Here is a 21,710-nt window from a genome sequence, read left to right as displayed (position 1 = left end):
GTTGTAGAGGCAAGAGTTTATCTCATCTGAGTTTTGAGTTTTGAGCGATCGCGGTTATTGCACCAGTGAGGTACGCCAAAATTCACGATGATCAAGCTTTTCAGTTTTGAGAATGTACCTCACATAACCGAGAACCGCAGTTAGAACTTTCTTCTAGCTCAAAGCTCAATATTTAAAACTCAAAACTCTGCTTACCCATTACCCATTAGCTAAAGTCGCGCAACATCTTTTTGATTTCTATGGTGTGCATTTCTTCGGTGCCAATCATCGTGCGGGCAAATTCTTCCAAGTAAATGCTGGCATCTGCAACCGTGTCTAGCAAGGTTTTATAGAGGTCTAGCGCTTTCTTTTCATGATTGAAGCTTTCCCGCAAAATGTCCTGCACCGAATGTTTATAAGTCTCCTCAATGGGAGCAATTCGTAGGCTAGGATGTCCCTCTAAACCTGTCAGAATTTCTCCCGCTTGTTGGGCATGGGTCAAAGACTCAGTTGCCTGCAATTTAAAAAATTCCACAATCGGAATTCGATTGGGGCCAATTACCATCAAGGAATAGTGGGTATAACGCACCACTCCTGCCAGCTCAAATTCCATGATTGTGTTCAGCAGGTCAATAGTCTTTTTTTGGTCAAGCTCTTTCATGCTTTCGGTGATGTCCTAGATTGGTTAACTCTTCGCGATCGCAGCTTGAGCGTTTTTCTCAATTGTCTTGATTAGCTGGTTTACTTCCTCCAGAGTCTTTACGGGTGCAGCCGGGGGAATAGCGGAGGGCCAAGCAGTTTTCAACTGGGTCATGCTGTCTGCGATCGCTTTGTGGGCTTCCGGATTTTCTTTAACCATTTTATCGGCGATCCCTTTATACAAAGTGTCGGCGTAGTTAACAAACCCCCGCGAGTCTTGATACTCAATCGCAGCGGAGATTTTGCCGTTAGCGATCGCGGCTCCATATTCTGCATTCGCCGCATCCAGCAACCCGTTGATCGTCTGTAGCACAAATTTTGGAGACTGGCGTTGGGTTTCGGGTAAAGCCTGAATTGCCGCGTCCACAGCCTCTGTGGACTGAGTGAAACTCGTTTTTACGCTGGCATCCTTGGGTTTGGACTTTATTAAATCTTGCAGGCCAATCAAAGTTGTCTTAAATTCTTTGACGTTGCGTTCCTTGAGTTGGTCTTCTACATCCACGTAGATTTCTTCTACCGGGTGTCCAATATGAGGTTCGGCTTGGTCGGGTTTTTGTTGATCCAGAAGTTCTCTAGCAACCAAGAGATGACCTTTCATTAAGCCTAACTTGGTCATATAATCAACGTCTTTGGCTTCCCCAGTTAGCACCACATCCTGAATCGTGACCATGTCTTTCACTTGGTCATATTGCTCCTGGCTAATTACTTTTTTGGTGACTAATTCCTCAGGACTGCCGTAGGGACGACTTGCTTGAATTTTATTAGACAGTGCTGGAATGCCTAATTTTGCTTCTAATTTGTCTAACTCGGAGAGAATAGCCGTGTTAATGTTGATTTGCTTACCACTACTGTGATTGTGAGCAGCCGTTTCTGTGGTACTTGCAGGGGAAGAAGCTGCGGTCGAGGGACTCGCTGCTGGGGATGCGGTGTTGTCGGTGGTTGGGGCATTCCCACAGCTGGTAAGAGCGATTAAACCAGCGATCGCCACGGTATAAGATAAAGACCGAAAAGAAGGCATCATTGAAGAGTTTTGAGACATTTTTTTTATTCAGATTCCGGGGTTTATTATCTAGTAGTTGCAAAACTATATCAACTACTTTTTGCGAAAATTTCTACTAAGCGGAACCCATTACTTCAAACTGACCCATACAACCATGTTCTGCCATCTCATCCTGATGGGGATGAAACATATATTTCCCCGGGTACCGGAAGGAAAATTCTAGGATATGCCGCTCAGCGGTACCCATCGTGATGACATCTGTTTCTTCGCTGGGAGTTAGAGTACGCCCAGTGCGATACACCTGAAACATATTGGCGTGCAGGTGAAACGTCGCCGCTACATCGAACTCAATCATGTTCAGAACGTATAGGCGAATCAGTTGATTCTGGTAAATCGGGATCGGGTGCATCATGTAATAGTCAGGCAAACCATTAAAGGCATACAGTTCATTTTTCCGATCCTCATCGATGTCATAGCCAGCCATCATCAACACCATCTCATCTGCTGGTGGACGAGCCTCAGGAGGGTCGATGATAAACATTCCGTACAGACCTTTGCTAATATGCCGCGTCACAGGCTCCGTGTGACAGTGGTACAGATGCACGCCAAACGGTTCTGCGTCAAACTCATAAATCGTTGCGGCTCCGTGGCGCACTGGACGCACTCCATCCATCTCAGAGCGGTGGAAGCCATGAAAGTGCATCGAGTGGGAATGTCCCCCTTGGTTGAGAAAAAGAACGCGAATGCGATCGCCTTCTTTTGCCCGTAATGTTGGCCCTGGTACGCGATTGTTGAAAGTCCAGGTGTTATAAGAAACCGCACTATTGAGCTGTAGCATGGAATTCTCCGCAACAATCCGAAATTCCCGGATTGCCCGTCCATTTTCCTGCTTAATCGTGCCATAATCAAAATCTCGCAACACCGTCATGGGGTTTAAGCCACTCGGATCGGCGGGTGTATCGCTGGCAACTGGTGGCACTCTTGCTGGGAGCGTTCGTTTTTTATTGAGACCGGGTAAAGCCAAGCGTAAAGCATTACCTCCGGCTAACGCTGCACCAGTCACACCGACTCCTGCTAATCCGAGTGCCAGCAGTTTGCGGCGGCTCAAAGGTTTTCCTTGTTGTAGTAATAGTAGTGGGTTCTTCGGCATGACACGATCGACGGTTCGCGCCGATCAATTGAGGAAAGTTTGTAAATAATTCCAGAAGAGTATAAAACTCTGTTCATTTATTGTCAATTATTCTCAATAAGTAAATCAAGATAAACGTTAGTAAAATTGCTTGCCTAGTTTTGACAGTGCATACATAGCATTAAGGCGTCGTGCGACTTTCATCGCCGTTTTTTCGATAGTGAGGTTCGGTAATCGTCGTGAGGGCGAATTTTTCTGCGTCCTTTGCGGTTAAAACAATCAAGTCCAAGCGCGGAAGAAAGTATTATCCTCCCAAGCAGCAGCAGTGCGTTGCTCAATTTCTGCGATCGCTCTCTCAGCAAGTGGTTGGAATGCCTGCGCTACCTTGACATTTGACTCCAACTGTGAAGGATTTTCAGCGGCGATGACTGCACAATGGACTCCTGGGACTGACAGCGAATACCCCAACGCTTGATGCATTCCATCCAACACTCCTGGCTTAAAGAGACGCCCATAAGCTGGCACCTTCATGGCAATGACACCCACCTTTTTCTCACGCGCCACTGGTAGCACTGCGGGGATAAACGGGCGTGGATGGTGTTTATCCGCAGCATTTATGGGAATAAGTGTTGTGTCAAAGGCATAGCGGCGCAAGCCTTCAGCGATAATTGCCGGTTCGTGGTGCCCGGTGATGCCAACGAAACGCACTAACTTTTGCTGTTTTGCCTCTTCCAAAGCCTGAATTGCACCGCTACGCCCAAAAATTTCGTCTAGTTCTGGCTCAAAAGAGACATGATGGAGTTGCCACAGGTCAAGGTAATCTGTATTCAGACGTTTGAGACTGCGCTCCAACTCTCGCCAAGCCCCATCTCGGTCGCGGATAGCCGTCTTACTGCTTAGGAACAACCTACTTCGATGTGCAGGTAGAACTTTTCCTAGATAATATTCACTAGGGCCATAGCTTGCCCCTGTATCAAAGTGACGAATGCCAAGAGCTAAAGCTTTTTCAACGAGCGCGATCGCTTTCTCTTCCGAATTTTCCCAGGATAATGGTGTCTGTCCAGCACCCCCTAAACCGAGAATCGGGAGACGCACCCCAGTACTTCCCAATTCCCGTTCCGGTATGGTTGCTGTCACCGGCGTTGGAGATGACTCCGCAGGCGTCCGCTCTTCTTTCAACGCCGCAGTGCCGACAATTCCTCCTGCTACAGCTATGCTAGTGGCTAAGAAAGCACGGCGCGTTGTTTTCGGTGTCATGGTGATTTTATAGAGTAGTGCTTCTACTCTTTGTTTTAGCAGCGATTCCTGCTTGCGATCGCAATGATTCTGGTTGTTTCATCGGATGCGATCGCGTCTGAAATTTCAACGACGGAACACTCTGGCTGAAATAAAACAAATCTTCTCTGTTGTCATGTTAGAAAGCATTTGACAATGAACAATGGGGAAGAAGCTTAAGTGGTGTGAAGAGTAGAGATGTGCAAAATCCTCAGGAATTCTCAGTGGCTAAGCTCAGCAGTTTTAGGAGCAATCCTGATTGTCAGTGGGAAAGCGATCGCGTCTGAAATTCCGACAACGCCAGAAAATCCCGTTCCTGTTGACACTCCAGAAGTTGTCATGCCCGTCGATGACCCCCCGGAGTCATCATCCAGCGTTTTAGAACAAATTGATGGCTACGCTCAGCCAGACTCGGCGCAGGAAGACTCTGTTGATGACCGCATGAACCAAGTCACCAACGTTTCCCAGCTAAAGGATGCTCAACCAGGTGACTGGGCGTATGAGGCGCTACGGTCTTTAGTAGAGCGATATGGGGTCATTGCTGGCTATCCCGATGGCACCTTTCGGGGCAATCGAGCCTTGAGCCGCTATGAATTCGCTGCTGCCCTAAATCTTGCCCTCAACCGAATTAGCCAGGTACTGCCTGTGGCGAACGGAGACGCCATTGCTAAAGAAGACTTAGTGATATTGGAGCGTTTAAAAGAAGAATATACCCTTGAACTCGCCTTGCTGCGCGGGAAAGTCGATGAACTAACAGCGCGGACTGAGGAACTGAAACTGATTGGATTTTCCACCACGACCAAACTTGCTGGGGAAGCGATTTTTGGGGTTGCAGGCGTTGCAACTGGGGAAAATGCTGATGGCAAGCCGATCGATGACGTGGCAATCTTTGGGCATCGGACGCGCCTAAACTTAGAAACTAGCTTTACAGGTCGAGATATCCTGAGAACTCGACTGCAAGCTGAAGGATTGGGTTCGCTTTCCGAACGTACCCTTACTCCCGAAGGCGACCTGTTTTTTACGGGCGATACTAGCAGTGATGTCGTGATTGATGAGCTGCTTTACCAGTTCCCCGTCGGCAAGAATACAGAAGTCGTGGTTGCTGCTAATGCCGCTGATGCAGAAAGCTTTACGAATACCGTCAACCCTTACCTGGATGGCGACGGTGGCAGCGGTGCCTTATCTCGCTTTGGAACCCGTCCTTCCATTTACTACCTGGTTGAAGGGGCGGGTATTGGGATTCGGCATGCTTTCAACGACAAACTGGAACTGAGCTTAGGCTATTTAGCCGGGGACGCTGATAGTCCGGAATCTGGAAACGGATTGTTCAATGGTTCTTATGGGGCACTAGCGCAAGTATTATTTAAACCCAGCGATCGCGCCAGCATTGGATTGACTTATGTTCACGCTTATAAAAATGACCTACAGACTGGCAGCAATGACGCCAACCTGAATAATCAGTTAACTCCGTTGGGGTTTCCAGTGGTTAGCAATTCCTACGGTGTAGAAGCCTCTTTTCAGATTAGTCCCCGGTTTGTCGTCGGAGGATGGGTTGGCTACACGGCGGCGAGGGCGATCGCGCTGGGAGATGCCAACATCTGGAACTGGGCTTTAACGTTGGCATTTCCTGACTTGGGAAAAACCGGCAATTTGGCAGGTGTGATTGTTGGCATGGAACCAAAGGTGACAAATCGGGCTAATAGCCTTAGCCAGTTGGGCATTCAGGATTCAGATACTTCATTGCACCTAGAAGCGTTCTATCAGTACCAGGTGACAGATAACATCGCGATAACACCGGGGATTATCTGGCTCACTGCTCCCGATCATAATGCAGCGAATGACGATCTGGTGATTGGCACTATCCGAACAACGTTTACTTTTTAAAAGTCTGAAGTCATTAGTCATCCGTCCTTAGTTGAGGAGTCGCAACTAAGGACGAATGACTAATGATGAATCTCCAGATTCAGGATATAGCTCCCCAACTGGACTTTTTCCGACCATAATTCATATTCCAGCCGCAGATGTTCTGGCAAGAGACGCCCTTCTAGAGTCAAACTTTTGGTAAAGTTTCGCAGACGCACCTGTCCATGCGCGGCTAAGGACTCGCTATGTAACCAATAGCGGCTAAGACCATAAATTCCTCGTTCCCAGAGATGGCGATAACTCAACTTGCCGTTTCCCTGCATGGTCATGATCACCCTAGAAGGGGAAATTTCCAACCACAAAAGTCTGGGAGTTTCTGGCGGTTGGTCTTTAGCAACAGTGGGCGCTTCATCAGAGCGTTCCCAATCCCGGATTTCTGGTTCCGTGAGCAGCAGATGAAAGCGCTGTTTGTCTTTTTGATATAAGGTAGCAGCGGTTTCAATGGTAGACCAAACCGGCATATCAGTAGATACAAGTGATAGGCAGACAGGTCTGCGGTGATGGGTCAGCATGGAATGTGAGGAGATAGAAATTAAAGACTACTATTGTTCTAGCAGCTCTAGCTGACGCGATCGGGCTTTTCACTAAAATTACGTCCCGATTGGTCGCGTCCCGCGATCGCGGGACGGCAAATTATTGCCGCATACCCTGGCTGCTTACCCAGCCACTAGCCTAACGCGATCGCGCTCCTCCTGCCCCAAAACTCCGAAATTGCCTGTCTTAACTCCCCGCTCAAATTTTTTTCGTTTAGGTGTTGACAAAAGCTTTTCAATTGGCTAAATTAATAAAAGTGCAACGGAGCAGGCCCCCATCGTCTAGAGGCCTAGGACACCTCCCTTTCACGGAGGCGACGGGGATTCGAATTCCCCTGGGGGTATCAAAAGGGAAAAGGCAAGAAGTTTTTCTTGCCTTTTCCCTTTTTAATTTAAGGGAATAAATTCTCATCGTTACTAGATGAGAAAAGAACGAACGGCTAACAGCTATTTTTCAGTGAGTTTGTCTATTTTTTCTTTCAAGCCTAAATTGAATAAAGAGCGTAGCAACACCAAGAACCATAGACCTGATAAACCAAAAATAGCGATCGCCCAACTACTATAGGAAGGTAGCGCCAGCAGCACTGCCGCCGACAGGAGGGTAAAACCTGTTAAACAGGCATAAACTAGGCTTTTTAGGGCTAAATTAATCCGTTTGAGGATGCGATCGCTTTCAAGGGTTCGCACTCGCAATTGTAACTCTCCCTGTTCAATTCGTTCTTCTAAGCGCCGGATTAAAATTTCCGAAGCTTTTGGTTGTCGCAATTTATAACCAATAAAATTCTTGGCTTGTCGGGCAAGTTCCCCGATTAAGTTTCCTTTGGCTTGAGAGACAGTGATACTTTTAATAAAGGGTTGAGCCGCTGCTACTGGATTATATTCAGGATCGAGTGTCCTAGCGATCCCATCGAGTGTGGTTAAAGCCTTCAAAATAAACGTCATCTGGGCAGGCAAGCGAAAGGGTTGCTGCTCAAACATGGCATAAACTTCCGTACTCATTTCACTAAAAGCTTTGACATCAATTGGTTTTTCAGTGAATTTATCTAAGATAAAAGTTAATAATCTCCGTACCGGAGTCATATCCGCGACAGGCACCACTAAACCCATATCAATCAAGGTATCTAATACCTCGTCTGTATCCTTTTTTAGGACGGCAAAAAATGTCCTAATCATTTGATCCTTGGCAATGGACTTGAGTTCTGCCATCATGCCAAAGTCATAAAAGATTAAGCTGCCATCCTGGCTTACTGCCATGTTTCCAGGGTGGGGATCTGCCTGGAAAAAGCCATCTTGCAAAAGTTGTTTTAAATAACAACAAATTCCTAGTTGGTTGATTCTTTTCGGGTCTAACCCACAGGCTTCAATAGTTTTGCGATCGCTTACTTTGATTCCAGGTAAATATTCTACAGTTAAAATTTTGGTGGTTGTGTAACGCCAGTAAACTTTCGGAATCAGAATCCGGGGATAACCGAGGAAATTGGCAGCAAAACGTTCGGCATTTTTACCTTCTTGAATATAATCAATCTCTTGATAAAGAAGATTAAAGAATTCGCTATAAATTGCTTCTAATTCATATTTTCTTGTCCAAGGCATATAGCGCCGCGAAAAACGGACAAGCCTACCCAAAGCTTGAAAATCTAATTTAAATAACCTTTCTAATCCCGGACGTTGTACTTTGACAACGACATCTTCACCCGTATGCAGCCGTGCTTTGTGGACTTGCCCTAAACTAGCCGCAGCAATCGGAAAACGATCGAATTCCCGATACAGAGCATGAATTGAATTACTAAGTTCCAATTCAATCAGCGCGACTGCTTGCTCGGCACTAAATTCCGGAACCCGATCCTGTAGCTGCCCCAACGCTTCTACATATTCTAGAGGCAGCAAATCTGCGCGGGTAGATAATGCCTGCCCAATCTTAATAAAAGTGGGACCTAAATCTAGTAAAGTTTCAACTAACCACTGTGCCCGACGCTTTTTATGTAAAGGGGAAGTATTTCTAAAGATATTATCCCACCATAAATAAAACACCCACTCTGCTGCTGCTCCAAAAATGTCTAGTTGACGAGCAAGGGCAGTATATTTCGTTCGTTGCCAACGTAGGGGTTTTAGTGGAGCTTTTGCGAGCATATCATCCCTTAATAAAGTCAGGAGTCAGAATCGGGGTGCTTGGCAGGTAAGCCCTTACAAGACCGTGAAATCTCGAAGCAAGCCAGTCTGAACTGCTACAAGAACAGAAGAGAGGAATTCACCACTTTTCCCCTATTTTCAGAATATGCAAGTTAAACGTGCAACAGCTTATAAATTCTCAGATTTGGCGTCTGGTTGTCTAGTTTCTGGCTTCAGACTTGAGTGCTGTCAAAAGACTGAGGCAAGGTGAGCGTGAAGCAGGTTTCGCAAGCGTGAGTATCTTCAGTAGAACAACTAGAGACAGCGATCGCACCATTGAGGTGCTGTACTAAAGACTTTACCAGAGCTAGACCCAACCCAGTGCCTTGAATTGCTTGTTCGGTGATGCCTTTACCCCGGCGGAATTTATCAAAGATATACCCCATTTCTGCTGGCGAGATGCCAGGACCATTGTTGCTCAAGTAAAGAACAATCTGATTCCCTTGCGGATTAATCTCGTGAGTAGCACGCAAATGAACGGTAGAATCTGGCTCAGAATATTTGCCAGCATTGGTCAAAAGTTCATGCAGTATGCGATTGAGGCTATCCGCGTCAGTCTGAAGCATTAGCGATCGCTTGGGGAACTCTACGGCTAGCGTTAATCCTTTATCCACCCATTTCTGCTCAAACGGCTCAACTAACTCTTGAATAACCTGTTTGAGGTCTATCTTTTGCAGATGAATTGAAGATTTCTTCGACTCCAGTTTCTGGAGAGCGAGTAAGTCCGCGATCAAATCAATTTCTCGAGTACACTGCTCATCCAGCATTTGCAGATACTTAGCACGACTTTCTGGCGACTGTTCGGCTTGACGTAACATCCGAATCGCTAGCTTCATCGTGGTGAGCGGTGTGTTCAACTCATGGCTCAGGTTGCTGATGAATTCATCCTTCACTTGATTGAGTTGCCGCAACTGATCGAGTTGTTGGCGAGTTTTTTCGTACAACTTTGCCTGCACTTCCATACTGCCTTGCAGCTGGGCGGTACGCTCCTCGACAAGAGCTTGCACTTGGCGTAATGATTGCGTTTGAATGATTGCTGTACTCGCCTGAGCGCTGACTAATTTTACTAACTCTAATTCCTCAGATTGCCAGGAACGAGGCTGATGATGCTGTAGCACCAGGAACCCTAACACGGTACCTTGGCTTTCCAGGGGAACCATCAGCAGAGCAGGCATGGCTTCTTTAAACAGGTCGGAGGATTGGCTGGCAGAGGTGTCTGCTGGGTTGCTGGTAGCGAGATCCGCTTGATTCGCGATCGCCAATAGCTCAGGCGACTGCATGAAGACTTGTTGGCACCAGTGACACTCCGATAGAGCAAAAGAATGGTTTAACCAAGAAGGTAAAACAGAAGCGGTTGTTTCTTTAATTGCTGGTTGTTCGCTGTTGCTTTGGGAAGACCATTCGCAAACTACCGTAACTTTCGCTTTAGGAATCTGCTTTAAAGAACGGTTTTTCAACGGGGGAGCGACGTATTTCAACAGTAGAATAAAGCCACGGTGAACTTGGAAAGCTTGAGCTGTACCGGCAAGCGCGAGTTGGAGAATCTGATTCACGTCTTTGCCTGCTCGAATTGCCAAGGTCAGCTGGTTGATCAGGATTTGGTATTGGGCGGCGATACGCACCTGTCGCTGGAGTTGGACTTGAGAAATGGCGATCGCAACTGAGTCTGACACAGCTTTCAGCAATTCTTTTTCAATCTCTGTCCAATCGCCGGGTTGCGATCGCCCGACGACAATCACCCCATTTGCTGAAGATTGAAATTGGGTTTGAATTCCCAGCACGGCACGTACCGGATCTTCCCAGGCACGTCCAGTTTCAATTGCCTGAGTATCCGAAATCGCTACAGGTTGGCGATCGCTTAGGATCTCTTCTAGCACGGCATTTTCTTGCATCCATCCTTTCGAGGACAGAGGACGCACGCTCTTAAACTCAACGGTTCCCGCCTCCGCCACGTTGGATGTTCCGTTAGACCCTGAAAATGCCTCTGCATACCAAAAAGCAGCCTGTGGCGTCGCCTGATGGCTCGCAATCGCTTTTATAAAACAAGCGTCTGCCTGCAAACTCCTTCCCACCACCTCCGCAATTTTGGGCAATACCGCTTCCGGAGCTGAGCTTGTCAGAAGGATTTGAGTAATCTGTTGCCCTAAGTGAATGCAGCGATCGCTGGGGTAATGCATGAGTGCGCCCTTGTATTCCTCTATAAAACCCGGTTCAACTGGACTGGGCATCGGTGAAGTGAGAGGCTCTACCATCAGGGTTGCAGCTGTTTGCAGCTCTTTGACAGCCGCCAGCTCTTCCTGAGCCGCTTTACTAACGCTAGCGTGCCGCTTTGCGACCAGCTCTTGGGACATCCGCGTTGCGATCGCAGTGGCTGCATCCATATCCGCTTGTGCATCATTCATCTTAGCCGAGCTTCATTAGGAGGACATCAAGGCAGGGGTTAAAAGACACTCTGCTGGATAGAGGGAGAGGCGTTGGCACGGCAGCAATAAAAACAGTCGTTTGTCGGGAGCAATCCGCTGTCAATCTTTTACAACCATGACTGGGGCAACCAGATTTCACCCTCACTCTTCTATAGACTAGGGTTCCCAGATTTTTTAGATTTCTACCAGTTCAAATGCCTAATTTCTAGAAGTGGTAACCAGTACCTCTGTAGGTAACCGTTTCAACGACTCAGCCTGCCCCAGTATTTTTTCTTCCAGCTGCACGCGCGACTCTTGCGTCACCTGACCAGACATGGCAGCTTGTTGTAGGCTCATAAAAGCTTTCAGATCCTCTGAGCCATATTTGCCTTGGAGCATCTCCCGGAGCAGCTCTTCTGCTTCCACTGTCAAAAAACCAGTACTGAGAGCTTGTTGAACCACTTCTCGAATTAGAATCATCGTGCACCTCCTAGACGACTTGCTCAGCAAGGTCAGTATCCAATTTATCCAGTTGCCATCAGGTGACGCTAATCTTTGTGTCTAAGTGACCCTGTCGGCAATGACTTTATGATGTATACATCCTGATTCTTGTGATTTCCAGTTAGGGCTTTTGTGATTGAAATCACTGAAATATCTACTAAAACCTGAATGCCAAATTGGCTTTTTCTTAAATCAAGCTCAATGGCAGACTTGGTCTAAATCACAGTGATGTAACTTCTTTTCTCCCCCTCCTCCGTAAGCGCTTCAATTTCCTTAAAAGGAGAGGAGTCAGGAGAGGTTAACGTAGTACCAGCGCAGCAGTCTTGCCAATCTCATATAACGTAGTCGGCAGAAAAACCATTGGAGCAACGAGAATCTCATTTTTTGAAGAAAACGGCTTCTCGGTAAAGAAGCAATTTTCAGCGGGTTTTCTAGGGAACAACAATGTTTGACGTTTAAGAACGCCTTTTTTTTGCTTCCTGCTGGGCAATTTCACTCTTTTTCCGATAAGATTCCACCCGATCCTGAGCCGTTCCGTAACGACTATCAGAGGGGGGTACAGCAGCCATTAAATCGGAAGCTTGTTGCCATTTAGCCGCCAAATCCAACCACTGAGCAGAAGTCTGAGCATTTCTCCCCGCAATTGACGTTTGTTCCGCCAGTCGCACCGCGTCTGCAAAAGGATCTGACGAAGACAATGCAGTTGTTTGGGTGCTTGATGCTACAGGAGCTGAAGAGGTTGCTGGCGCGGTCGTCGTCTTTGGGGAAGAGTTTGGCGCAGAAACTGGCGTCCGAGTAATCGTAAATGGCCCTAGCCAATCATAAAGTGCCCAGCCTACCAGCAGTAAAAGTAACGATAAGCTGGCACCGCCCACAATACCACGCCAGAATTGGCGTTTTTCCCGTACAAACCGGGAGGACGGCTGGGGGAATGGTGGCTGACTTTTTTTGGCAGGTTTCCGTCCCTTGAAATCTTCTCCTAAACGTCGAAAAACATTCGGCTTGGCAAGGGTAATTTCTTCAGCCCAAAGTAACTGACTCTCCGGATCTCGATGAATTTCTTCTAGCCAGAGTAATTGTTGCTCTCGGACAATCCGACTGTTGATATTGACTCGACGAATATTTCGCGGTGAAATTGATTCCAGAATCTGCCGAATGCGCTGTACCAGGCTAGATTGTTCGAGTTGATCTGGCGTAGCTGCCTCACACAAAAGCTGCAAGACACCATCGGCAAAAATGGCTCTAGTTCTGACACCAGCCTCTGCCAGCTTGTCATTGAGTATTTGAATAATCGCCGCCACGCTCCCCTGGCGAGCTTGTTTGGCGATATCATCCATCGGATCAACCATTTTGTTTGAGTAAATGATGCCGGTAGTTCAACCTGACTTTTTTTATTTAAGAGTATCAGTCTTTTTGTTTAAGAGACTCTGTCAGAGTAGTATAATTGACCGGCAACTGCGATCGCTCCTTTTTTGCTCTTAGTTTCATGAAGCAGCGCAGACGATTGCCAAGGGTCTTGCTGTGGCAAGATGTCCCTCTCAGAAGATATTTTTTCTACATTGAGCGGGAGATTCGCTTACGAAGCTTTGTTAAGGCGCTTGGGAGGTACCTCCCAAGCAAAGATGCTATCTGTCGCAGAGCAGCCAGTCGCGCTCTTGAATGATAAAGTGAAATAGCTAAACAGAAGATTGGAAAAACCGGGAACTGAATCATGGGCGCATTGATTCGCGGCGCAATTTTTGTTTTGGATGACAACATTGATACCGATCAAATTATCCCAGCTGAATACCTGACTCTGGTTCCTTCCAAGCCTGACGAGTACGAAAAATTGGGCAGTTATGCCTTGATTGGATTGCCGGATCGTTATGGAAAGTTTGTGGCTTCTGGAGAAATCAAGACCCAGTATCCCATCATTATTGCTGGGGAAAACTTTGGTTGCGGTTCTTCACGGGAACACGCACCGATTGCTTTGGGTGCTAGCGGCGTTAAGGCAGTAGTGGCTCAGTCTTATGCCCGGATCTTTTTCCGCAATTGTGCCGCTACTGGGGAACTTTACCCTTGGGAATCCTCTGAGCGGTTGTGCGATGAATTTGAAACGGGACAGGAAGTTTCAATTGATTTTGAACAAAATCAGCTGATTAACCATACCTTGGGTAAAACTTATTCTCTCCAGCCTTTGGGCGATGTAGGCCCAGTGATTGATGCAGGGGGGATTTTCGCTTATGCTCGGCAAACGGGAATGATTCCTACCCGGTAGCGCTCGCAATATTCTGAGTGTTGAATTTTGAGTTCAATCTTTCAACACTCAAAACTTTTGAATCTAAGCGCGATCGCTTTTACAATTCTTTAAAATAGTTATTAATGTCTGTAAGCCAAAAACTATTGACGACTATGCTCCTAAAGTGTACAACCCGCCACATCCGCATCTATACCGCTGAAGTGAAGAACAACGAACTCGTCGAGAGTGACAATGTATTAACCCTAGATGTCGATCCAGATAATGAATTTAATTGGAACGAAGACGCTCTGCAACAGGTTTATGGCAAATTCGATGAGATGGTTGAAGCTTACAACGGTGCAGATTTAACAGAATATAATCTGCGTCGTATCGGTTCCGACTTGGAACATTTCCTGAGAAGCCTGCTACAGCAGGGGCAAATTAGTTACAACCTGAGTAGCCGCGTTCTCAATTACAGCATGGGACTGCCTCAGGTTAGCACTCAATCGGCTGAGTAATTCTTTTTTAGTTGTTAGAAAAGTTGAGTTTAATTATCAGAAAACTTTCTAACAACTAATTACTAGTCACTACAGATAATTTACCGCCAAATCCGATTCCCATTTTCATCAATGCGAGCTTGGCGAATAACATCAGAGATTTCCTCGGCATCCTTAACATGGTGTAATGCCTTCTTTTCTCCGTCCGGCTCTTCCACTTCAAAGTAAGTTGGAACAACGATATGGTCGCCGGTAATATCTGGCGCATCTACCGCAATTTGCTGGGCTTTTTCTTCAACGGTTTCGGGTTTATCGGAAATTCTATCGCCCGGATTAGTGGTTCTATTGGTTGTATCTTTGGGTGGGTTTTCCATATAACTCCTAAAGATTTGAATCTTAATGTTACTAATATTAGATTAGAGAAATGGGTGTGCGATCGCCTCTTTCTGTGGGTGTAAGTCAGCTCTCTGTCTGTTTCTGCATAGATGAGGAATTTTGCTGAGTTGAGTTGATAACGCTACCATCCAAAGACTGAGCATTTGCAGCAACTTGGGATTTAGCCGCTCGTTTCTGCTCCAAAAATTGCTTAAGAGCAATGCGGCGATTTTCTAAGAAGCGGCTCCAAAACCCTGGAAGAAAATGATCCATCGTTTCAGCCAGCGCCCAAGTTTCCAAATTTACCATCTTGGAACGCAGGCGGTGAGACTCCTCTAAAGAGTCAATTAATTGCTTAATTTCTGCACTAGCAGGTGAATTAAGCTCTGCAAATGGTGGATCTGTAGCAGTATAAGCTTCGGACTTGGGCATGGCAATTGGGGAAAGTGGCAGTACACAGAGCAAATTGGAACAACAATCCTTGATTGGCGAAACCGGAGAACCTGCAAAGGGCACAATGCGGTATCAAAGCAGGACAACAAATGTAAACCCTCGACTCCCCATCTCTACCAAGAAAGGGGAGGATTTCGCCCCTCGCTCGTGAGGAGTTGAAAGAGGAGTTAAACTGCCCCGGTTGAAGTTTGGTAGCCGGAGTGATTTTACCCAACGTTTAAAAAAGCATGCCTAGTCTGATTCAAATTTAACGCGAAGTGTCAGTTTCTCAAGCACGAGAAGACCCTTAACCGCTAAACTCTGGAAATAGAAACTTGATTATTTTTTACCTCTAGTGTATAAAAAAGACCCCGAAAGCCCTTGGACGTATAAACCTTGGTGGTGTCAGCCTTGGTCTATTTTGCTGACAACTATTACCGTCATCACTGCCTCTTGGACACTAACCAAAACAATTTGGATAACGGCTGGCGTCTCAATTCCCATTCTTGTGTGGATGTCATACTTTTTGCTACTCTGGCCTCGACTAATGCGGCGTTATTATCAGCAAACCGAAAATTCTGTAAGTGAAGAATGAGTTTTATTGACCGATCGCAAATCTATTGAGTGTCAGAGGCTACAATCCAGATTAACGCTCAGATTTGGCGAATTGAGAAAGAGCTACCTTTCTCAGTAGCTTCTGGTAACAGCAAGTCAAATCACAACAGGCTGATGGGAGCGCATAACCTTCATGAACAATTCTGCGGCAACGCTTTACTGCTCGAATCTCAATTGTCAGGCTCCTAATCCCCAGAGCCATAACTTTTGTCAGAAATGCCGCACGCCGCTGCTCAAACGGTACTTGTGGGCAGTTGGTGAAGGGATAGAGGCTTACAAAGCTGGGGATCTGATTGCTGAGCGATATTTGCTGAAAAGCGATCGCATCATTTTAGATACCAAACCGGCTTTGTCTCCGGAAATGTTGCCGGAGATATCCAACAGCCTTATGCCGTATCTCAAGCTGTCTCCCTATCAGCTGCACGTTCCCCAACTATACGGACTTCTGACACCAACAGAAGGGCAGCGTAACGCTGAAACTTGGCTGCTAGAGCAGGTACCGATTTACAGCTGCGGGAACGGGGAAGGCACCCTCATGCCAGAACTAACCAGCGTCTGGAAAAACGCCTCGGCAATGCGCCAACTGACTTGGCTATGGCAGATGGCAAATTTGTGGGAACCCCTGCAAATCAATCATGTAGGGTCGAGTTTGTTGACACCAGCGCTGCTGCGAGTAGAAGGTTCCATCCTTCGGTTATTGATATTGCAGGCGGATCGAAGCTCCCCAGTAACGCTGCAAAACTTAGGTCAACTTTGGTCTAAATGGGTCGCCGCTTCACACCCAACCATTGGAAAATTTTTGGAACAAGTTTGTCAGCAGCTCAACCAAGGAGCCGTACAGACGGCAGAGCAGCTGGTGGGGCTGTTGGATGAGGCAATGGAAACCATTGGGCGATCGCAATCTTGCACCTATCAAATTGTCACCCGCAGCGATACAGGGCCAACTCGTCGGCAAAATGAGGATGCCTGCTATCCCCCCAGTCCAAGCAGTACCAATCCCTCCCTTCCCTTGGCAATAGTCTGCGACGGTATTGGGGGACATGAAGGCGGGGAAGTCGCCTCCCATCTGGCAATTGCAACTATCCAAGAGCGAGTACAGAATCTGCTGGCGAATCCAGCCAATCCTTTAAATCCGACCGCTCTTACCCTAGAATTGGAAAACTTTGCCTGTGCTGCCAATGATGTTATCAGCCAGCGCAACGACACGGAACAGCGGCTCGACCGGCAACGCATGGGCACTACGTTGGTGATGGCGTTAGCCCACGCTCATGAAATGTATATCACTCATGTGGGAGATAGTCGAGCTTACTGGATTACTCGCACGGGGTGTCGGCAGATCACCCTAGATGATGATATTGCTTCGCGGGAGGTGCGGCTCGGATACGCCCTCTACCGGGATGCAGTGGAACAATCCGGCGCTGGCTCTCTCGTTCAGGCGTTGGGTATGAGTTCATCAGCAACCCTGCACCCCTCCGTACAGCGCTTTGTTTTAGATGAAGACGGTGTTTTTCTTCTCTGTTCGGATGGTCTGAGTGACAATGACCGAGTAGAGCAATACTGGGAAACAGAGATTCTGCCAATTCTAGAAGGTCAGATTGATTTGTCAACCGCCGGAACCCGGCTGATTGAAATTGGCAACACCAAAAACGGGCACGACAACGTTACAGTAGCCCTTGTCTACTGCCAAGTGGCATCAGCTCAAACTGGGCAACAGGTCACAGCACTACAGATGGGAGCCATTCCACCCGCAGCCCCAACTCCGGCTCCAGCGGCTTCGGTGCGCTCTCAATCTCCGTCTGCTTCCAGAATCAAAACCAAGATCATTTCACCGCAGTCTACTACTAGGAGTCCTTTGCCGCTCCTTCTAGTGCTGCTTCTGTTAGCAGGTGTCAGCGGAGCGATCGCTTATTGGTTGATTCCAGAAGTCCAAGACAGGGTCAAGCCTCTAATCGGGCTGACACCCCCCTCTAGCCGCAGCCCTGAACCATCCGCCGCCAGTTCATCTCCATCGGCAGAACCTGTTGTGACTCCTTCCACTTCTGTGCCCTCTTTAGAGGCTGGCTTGCTGCTCCAAACCACCCGTTCCACAACCAAGAACGTTCAGGGAAAAGAAGTTCCTGTTTTGCTGCGACGTGGTGTCCAGGCACCCCAAAACCAATCTGTAGTCGGGTTAGTTTCCGATGGGAGTATTTTGCAAGTCAGCTCCATCCAGCGAAATCAAGACCCTGACAGTTGGCTACAGGTGAAAGTTTGCTCAACGCTCACTACATCTAATTCGCAGCTTTCCCCTGAAAAAGTTAATTCCGGCACCCCAAACCCAAGAGCCGTCCCTGAAGTGACCTATCGCCCAATAAAACAAGGAGAAATTGGTTGGATTCGGGAATCCGACGTTTTACCTGTAATTAATCCAAATTTCGCACCAACATCGGCTAATTTGGGCGAATGTGCAATTGGGGCTGCCGATCCAACACCTACCGTCACTTCGTCCCCCTCTAAATAGCAATTAGTTGCTAGCCTTTAATTGTTAGGACTTCGGTTTTTGTCAGGGTTAGGTGTTCTTGGGTAGTCGCTAATCAGGAGTCATTCGTCAATTGGTAAAGATGCGATGAATCGCGTCTCTAGGTCAGTTGTCTTTTGCTGCCAGTGACGACTGCCAGAGACTTGCCACCCATTACTCACGATTCACTGCCCAAAAACGATTGATAGTGAATCGCTAAAGCTAAAATATCTCTTCAATAACCTTGTTTACCCTATTTGAGGTGATAAGAGCGAGTGAAGAATATTCGGTGAGTATTCCCCTGTTGTTCGGGTAGACTGATAAAAAACCTCGTATAGTGCTAGGTTTAAGGTTAATGTCTTTAGAATGTCCCAGTCTGAGAATCCCTGCCTCAGTTTAGCCATCAATCGGCTCTCCAAAACTTCCCTTGGGGCAGAACATTTTGCCATTTGGGTGATGAAAGCACCCTGTCCGGGTGGTCACGTTCTGCATGACTGTACGTGGCCTGAAATGTTGACCCAAAAGTGGCTGGCATGGCAGGAAATGTTTTCCCCACGGGGACTCCCTGATGTTCCGCTGGTACATCAGGCAAACCCTCCCGCCTTGACAGTTCCACTCGACGCCCTGAATGTTAACGGTCAAGCACTTCCGTATACGGCTCGTTTGATGCAAGATTTAGGGATTAGCCTCTGGAAGTGGTTATTTGACGGGGAAATTCAAAATAGTTTCGCTCAAAGTCAGGGAATTGCAATTGGGCAGAAAAAACGTCTGCGGCTGCGCTTAGAAATTCGAGACCCAGACTTAATTCCTGTGCCTTGGGAAATTATGCAGCCCGAACCTGGGAAACAAGCGATTTCTCTATCACAACAACTATTGTTTAGTCGTACCAGCAATGCGGTTGACCCGCTTCCACCCCAGCGCTTAGAGCAGGCTTTAAACATCCTGTTGGTACTGGGACACGATACAGAAAGCGAAGTCGCTCCCAGCTTGCAGCTGGAACAAGAAGCGGAGGCGCTGGCTAATATTTTGGAACGCTGCGGACGACCAGACTTACACCCAGATGGCGAACATACTGGTGCAACAGTTCTGTGCCAGGTAGATACGCTTTTACAACCTACAAAAGCAGAATTGATTTCACGTCTGGAAACAGAAAATTACAACATCTTGTTCTATGCCGGTCATGGCGTCCCGGCAGCGGATGGTGGATTATTGTTTCTGCGACCTGATGCCAGGATAAATGGCACGGAGTTAGCCCAGGTTTTGGTTCGCTGTCAGGTGACGCTGGCGGTTTTTAATGCTTGTTGGGGCGCTCAACCAGAGCGGCACAACCAACAAAGTTTGCCGCGCAGCAGTTTGGCAGAGGTATTAATCCATCACGGTGTTCCAGCAGTTTTGGGAATGCGCGACTCGATTGCCGACGAGGAGGCTCTGTCGTTTATTCAGGCTTTTGCACAAGCTCTGGCAGCACGGATGCCCATTGATGAGGCGGTGGCGGTAGCAAGGCAAAAGTTGTTGACGCTTTACAAGTTCAACCAACCAGCCTGGACTTTGCCGGTTCTGTATATGCACCCAGATTTTGAGGGTGAGTTGATTCGACCGATTGGCGAGGAAGTGACGATACTGCCGGTGGATGTGAAGTCATCTGGGCACGATTTATCTACTCCATCTGCCTATCTTCGTCCGTTAGGAGTAACTAGCAAAGTTTCGCCAATTAGTGGCACGAGTTTGCGAGTGGGACGGAATCCCAAGGGAAACGACTTGGTGATTGAAAAACAGGAAGTTTCTCGGCAACACGCTGAAATTATTTGTGATGCTCTCCCAGACGGTAAACTTACTTACTTTCTAAAAGATAAATCTCGCTACGGCACGTTCATTCTAAGACCTAGTGGATGGCAGAAAGTCTATCATCCGGAAGTGCCTTTGCAATCGGGAGACCAGATAAAGTTTGGGAGTATGCAGGGTCAAACTTGGGAGTTCATTATTCAAGATAGTGCGAAGTTCTAGAGCGCGCTAAAAGCGATCGCCCTACAGAATACTGAGTGCTAAATAATATTTACGGAACTCGCCAAAGTGCCGCTGTAGCTACCCCTGCCAAGAACGGTATATCAATACACAGGAGCATCATGATGGCAAGGAAATCAATCGAAGGATTTTATGAGAATTCTCTTTCTCAAGTGCAAGCAGAACTACTAGAGGCACTCCTCCAGCCTGAAGAAGCTCCCTATCCCTGGAATCCAGCCGATCCAAATGTGGAAGCCTATTGGACAGAGCTGGAACAAGGATTTGAACTTGAGGGATGGTTAGATGAAGAAATTAGTAGGGGGTCGCAAGCACTCTATGCAAAGTTCGATGAATGCTGGGCAAATACAAATGTGGCAGTTGCGCCGACAGCAGCGATCGCAGTGACATCTAGTTTAAGCGAGCGGTTTGCTGCCCGCGTTCCCCAAGCTTGGCTGGATGCGATCGCTCACAAAGCCCAACAGGTTGTATCAAGCCCTCTGTCAATCGCAGATCAGATGGTACAGTGCGTTCAGGAGCTGCTTCCGGAATGGGGAGAAGATGTGTTGCAGGTATGGGCGCGTCCTTTGGCTTCCGCTATGCGAGGCTCGGAAGCTGAAATTGCCCGTCCAGTTGAGTGGGATGAGTTATCGGAGAGCGAACGGGCACGGTTGAGTTTAGCAGTTGCCCGGTATGCACTCAGACAATTCAACGACCTTAATTCTTCAGCACAAAATAAGTCACCTGAGTAGACACTTGATCAGATTTATTCTCTGCGTAATATCGAGCGTAACTTTCGTTTTGATTGGCGCTTAAGAATAATCCCAATGAGTCTCACACAAGGAATCAGGAAGGTGTACTTCTATTCCTGGCTGCCTTATAGTGCCGATCGACGCCAACACATCGATGATGGCATTTTTGCCAACAGTTCATTTAATCAGTCATTCTAGAGGCTCCTATGGACGACGTGGGAGAGGATTGGAGGGTTGTTAACGAGGGTCTGCTTATCAGTAGACCCGTCCCCTCTGTATAGATATCGGTCAAATTCTGGTTTTTATGCAAGAACTAGAATTTTTGTTACAAAACATCATTATTTTTTTCTGACCCCGGCAGGCGATCGCTTCCACTGGTTGAGGATCATCCTAGTCGGATACAATAATTCCCCATTACTGAATTCCTGGAAAGGATACACACCAATCGTTAGAGGTATTCTCGATCTGTTGTTAGAGTAGTTGACACTTGGCGAAGTCAGGCGTTTGAAAAATTTGCTTGCCCTTTGTAAAATACCCCCAGTTCGGGAAGTCAACAGCACTTCTTCCTGCTGGCATAGCGAGTTGTTGTTCCTAAGTGAGTAACGGTGCTTAAACGAAAAACAAGACTCTAAAAAGGTATAATACAGACATGGCAACCATTTCACGTTATGGTGTGATAAATGAAAGAGACAACTCCCGCCGCCATGCCCCCTTGC

General features: G+C 47.3%; 19 protein-coding genes and 1 tRNA gene. 9 read left to right on the top strand and 11 right to left on the bottom strand.

Translation table 11 applies throughout. The features are described 5' to 3' along the window. Nucleotides 1-205: 205 nt before the first annotated feature. The 4 genes from H6F52_RS06280 to H6F52_RS06265 form a co-directional block, all read right to left on the bottom strand. Complete coding sequence (locus H6F52_RS06280) at nucleotides 206-640, bottom strand: ferritin-like domain-containing protein (protein WP_190410818.1); 435 nt, start codon at nucleotides 638-640, stop codon at nucleotides 206-208. A 24-nt stretch (nucleotides 641-664) separates the two neighbouring features. Continuing rightward, entirely contained in the window at nucleotides 665-1,696 is a 1,032-nt protein-coding gene (locus tag H6F52_RS06275; protein WP_190532915.1) for a helix-hairpin-helix domain-containing protein, read from the bottom strand. A gap of 97 nt (nucleotides 1,697-1,793) precedes the next feature. Further along, nucleotides 1,794-2,828 (bottom strand): multicopper oxidase domain-containing protein, encoded by a 1,035-nt coding sequence (locus tag H6F52_RS06270; RefSeq protein ID WP_190525132.1) that lies wholly within the window; start codon nucleotides 2,826-2,828, stop codon nucleotides 1,794-1,796. Nucleotides 2,829-3,086: 258 nt separating this feature from the next. Continuing rightward, the gene (locus tag H6F52_RS06265; protein WP_190532901.1) at nucleotides 3,087-4,064 is read right to left on the bottom strand and encodes an aldo/keto reductase; all 978 of its coding nucleotides are present in this window, start codon (nucleotides 4,062-4,064) and stop codon (nucleotides 3,087-3,089) included. Nucleotides 4,065-4,280: 216 nt separating this feature from the next. On the opposite strand from H6F52_RS06265, the gene H6F52_RS06260 reads away from it, so the two are divergent. Beyond that, a complete protein-coding gene (locus H6F52_RS06260; RefSeq protein WP_190532899.1) occupies nucleotides 4,281-5,966 on the top strand; it encodes an iron uptake porin in 1,686 nt (561 codons plus the stop codon). A 59-nt stretch (nucleotides 5,967-6,025) separates the two neighbouring features. Here the strand turns inward: H6F52_RS06260 and H6F52_RS06255 are convergent, their stop codons facing one another. Continuing rightward, nucleotides 6,026-6,517 carry a hypothetical protein gene (locus H6F52_RS06255; protein ID WP_190532895.1) on the bottom strand — a complete coding sequence of 164 codons (492 nt, stop codon included), beginning with the start codon at nucleotides 6,515-6,517 and terminating at the stop codon, nucleotides 6,026-6,028. A gap of 292 nt (nucleotides 6,518-6,809) precedes the next feature. Between H6F52_RS06255 and H6F52_RS06250 the strand changes: the two genes are divergently transcribed. Continuing rightward, nucleotides 6,810-6,882: transfer RNA gene (locus H6F52_RS06250), tRNA-Glu, on the top strand. A 103-nt stretch (nucleotides 6,883-6,985) separates the two neighbouring features. On the opposite strand, the gene H6F52_RS06245 is transcribed toward H6F52_RS06250, so the two are convergent. The 4 genes from H6F52_RS06245 to H6F52_RS06230 all read right to left on the bottom strand — a co-directional run bounded on the left by H6F52_RS06245 (nucleotide 6,986) and on the right by H6F52_RS06230 (nucleotide 12,959). Beyond that, complete coding sequence (locus H6F52_RS06245; RefSeq protein WP_190532892.1) at nucleotides 6,986-8,668, bottom strand: AarF/ABC1/UbiB kinase family protein; 1,683 nt, start codon at nucleotides 8,666-8,668, stop codon at nucleotides 6,986-6,988. A gap of 212 nt (nucleotides 8,669-8,880) precedes the next feature. Beyond that, nucleotides 8,881-11,109, bottom strand: a complete 2,229-nt coding sequence (locus tag H6F52_RS06240; RefSeq protein ID WP_190525127.1) for a GAF domain-containing protein — start codon at nucleotides 11,107-11,109, stop codon at nucleotides 8,881-8,883. A 219-nt stretch (nucleotides 11,110-11,328) separates the two neighbouring features. Further along, nucleotides 11,329-11,589: a hypothetical protein gene (locus tag H6F52_RS06235; protein ID WP_190432645.1), complete on the bottom strand. Its 261-nt coding sequence runs from the start codon at nucleotides 11,587-11,589 to the stop codon at nucleotides 11,329-11,331. A 476-nt stretch (nucleotides 11,590-12,065) separates the two neighbouring features. Then, complete coding sequence (locus H6F52_RS06230) at nucleotides 12,066-12,959, bottom strand: hypothetical protein (RefSeq protein WP_190532889.1); 894 nt, start codon at nucleotides 12,957-12,959, stop codon at nucleotides 12,066-12,068. 362 nt (nucleotides 12,960-13,321) lie between these two features. Between H6F52_RS06230 and H6F52_RS06225 the strand changes: the two genes are divergently transcribed. Beyond that, entirely contained in the window at nucleotides 13,322-13,867 is a 546-nt protein-coding gene (locus H6F52_RS06225) for a 3-isopropylmalate dehydratase (protein WP_190532886.1), read from the top strand. Nucleotides 13,868-14,001: 134 nt separating this feature from the next. Further along, complete coding sequence (locus H6F52_RS06220; RefSeq protein ID WP_190410861.1) at nucleotides 14,002-14,346, top strand: NAD(P)H-quinone oxidoreductase subunit M; 345 nt, start codon at nucleotides 14,002-14,004, stop codon at nucleotides 14,344-14,346. 80 nt (nucleotides 14,347-14,426) lie between these two features. On the opposite strand, the gene H6F52_RS06215 is transcribed toward H6F52_RS06220, so the two are convergent. Further along, on the bottom strand, nucleotides 14,427-14,699 hold the full coding sequence (locus tag H6F52_RS06215) for a hypothetical protein (protein WP_190532883.1): 273 nt from the start codon (nucleotides 14,697-14,699) through the stop codon (nucleotides 14,427-14,429). Nucleotides 14,700-14,784: 85 nt separating this feature from the next. Then, entirely contained in the window at nucleotides 14,785-15,132 is a 348-nt protein-coding gene (locus H6F52_RS06210; protein ID WP_190532881.1) for a hypothetical protein, read from the bottom strand. 355 nt (nucleotides 15,133-15,487) lie between these two features. On the opposite strand from H6F52_RS06210, the gene H6F52_RS06205 reads away from it, so the two are divergent. From H6F52_RS06205 to H6F52_RS25995, 5 genes are all read left to right on the top strand, one after another. Then, nucleotides 15,488-15,727 carry a DUF6737 family protein gene (locus H6F52_RS06205; RefSeq protein WP_190410864.1) on the top strand — a complete coding sequence of 80 codons (240 nt, stop codon included), beginning with the start codon at nucleotides 15,488-15,490 and terminating at the stop codon, nucleotides 15,725-15,727. 153 nt (nucleotides 15,728-15,880) lie between these two features. Then, a complete protein-coding gene (locus tag H6F52_RS06200) occupies nucleotides 15,881-18,247 on the top strand; it encodes a protein phosphatase 2C domain-containing protein (protein ID WP_190532879.1) in 2,367 nt (788 codons plus the stop codon). A 363-nt stretch (nucleotides 18,248-18,610) separates the two neighbouring features. Continuing rightward, entirely contained in the window at nucleotides 18,611-20,248 is a 1,638-nt protein-coding gene (locus H6F52_RS06195; protein ID WP_190532876.1) for a CHAT domain-containing protein, read from the top strand. Nucleotides 20,249-20,367: 119 nt separating this feature from the next. Further along, complete coding sequence (locus tag H6F52_RS06190) at nucleotides 20,368-20,994, top strand: hypothetical protein (RefSeq protein ID WP_190532873.1); 627 nt, start codon at nucleotides 20,368-20,370, stop codon at nucleotides 20,992-20,994. 75 nt (nucleotides 20,995-21,069) lie between these two features. Further along, entirely contained in the window at nucleotides 21,070-21,192 is a 123-nt protein-coding gene (locus H6F52_RS25995; protein ID WP_277881904.1) for a hypothetical protein, read from the top strand. Nucleotides 21,193-21,710: the final 518 nt, after the last annotated feature.

Origin of the sequence: Coleofasciculus sp. FACHB-542, assembly GCF_014695825.1 — a bacterium.
Taxonomy (GTDB): Bacteria; Cyanobacteriota; Cyanobacteriia; order Cyanobacteriales; family FACHB-T130; genus FACHB-T130.
This window is presented reverse-complemented; position numbering and strand designations above follow the sequence as displayed.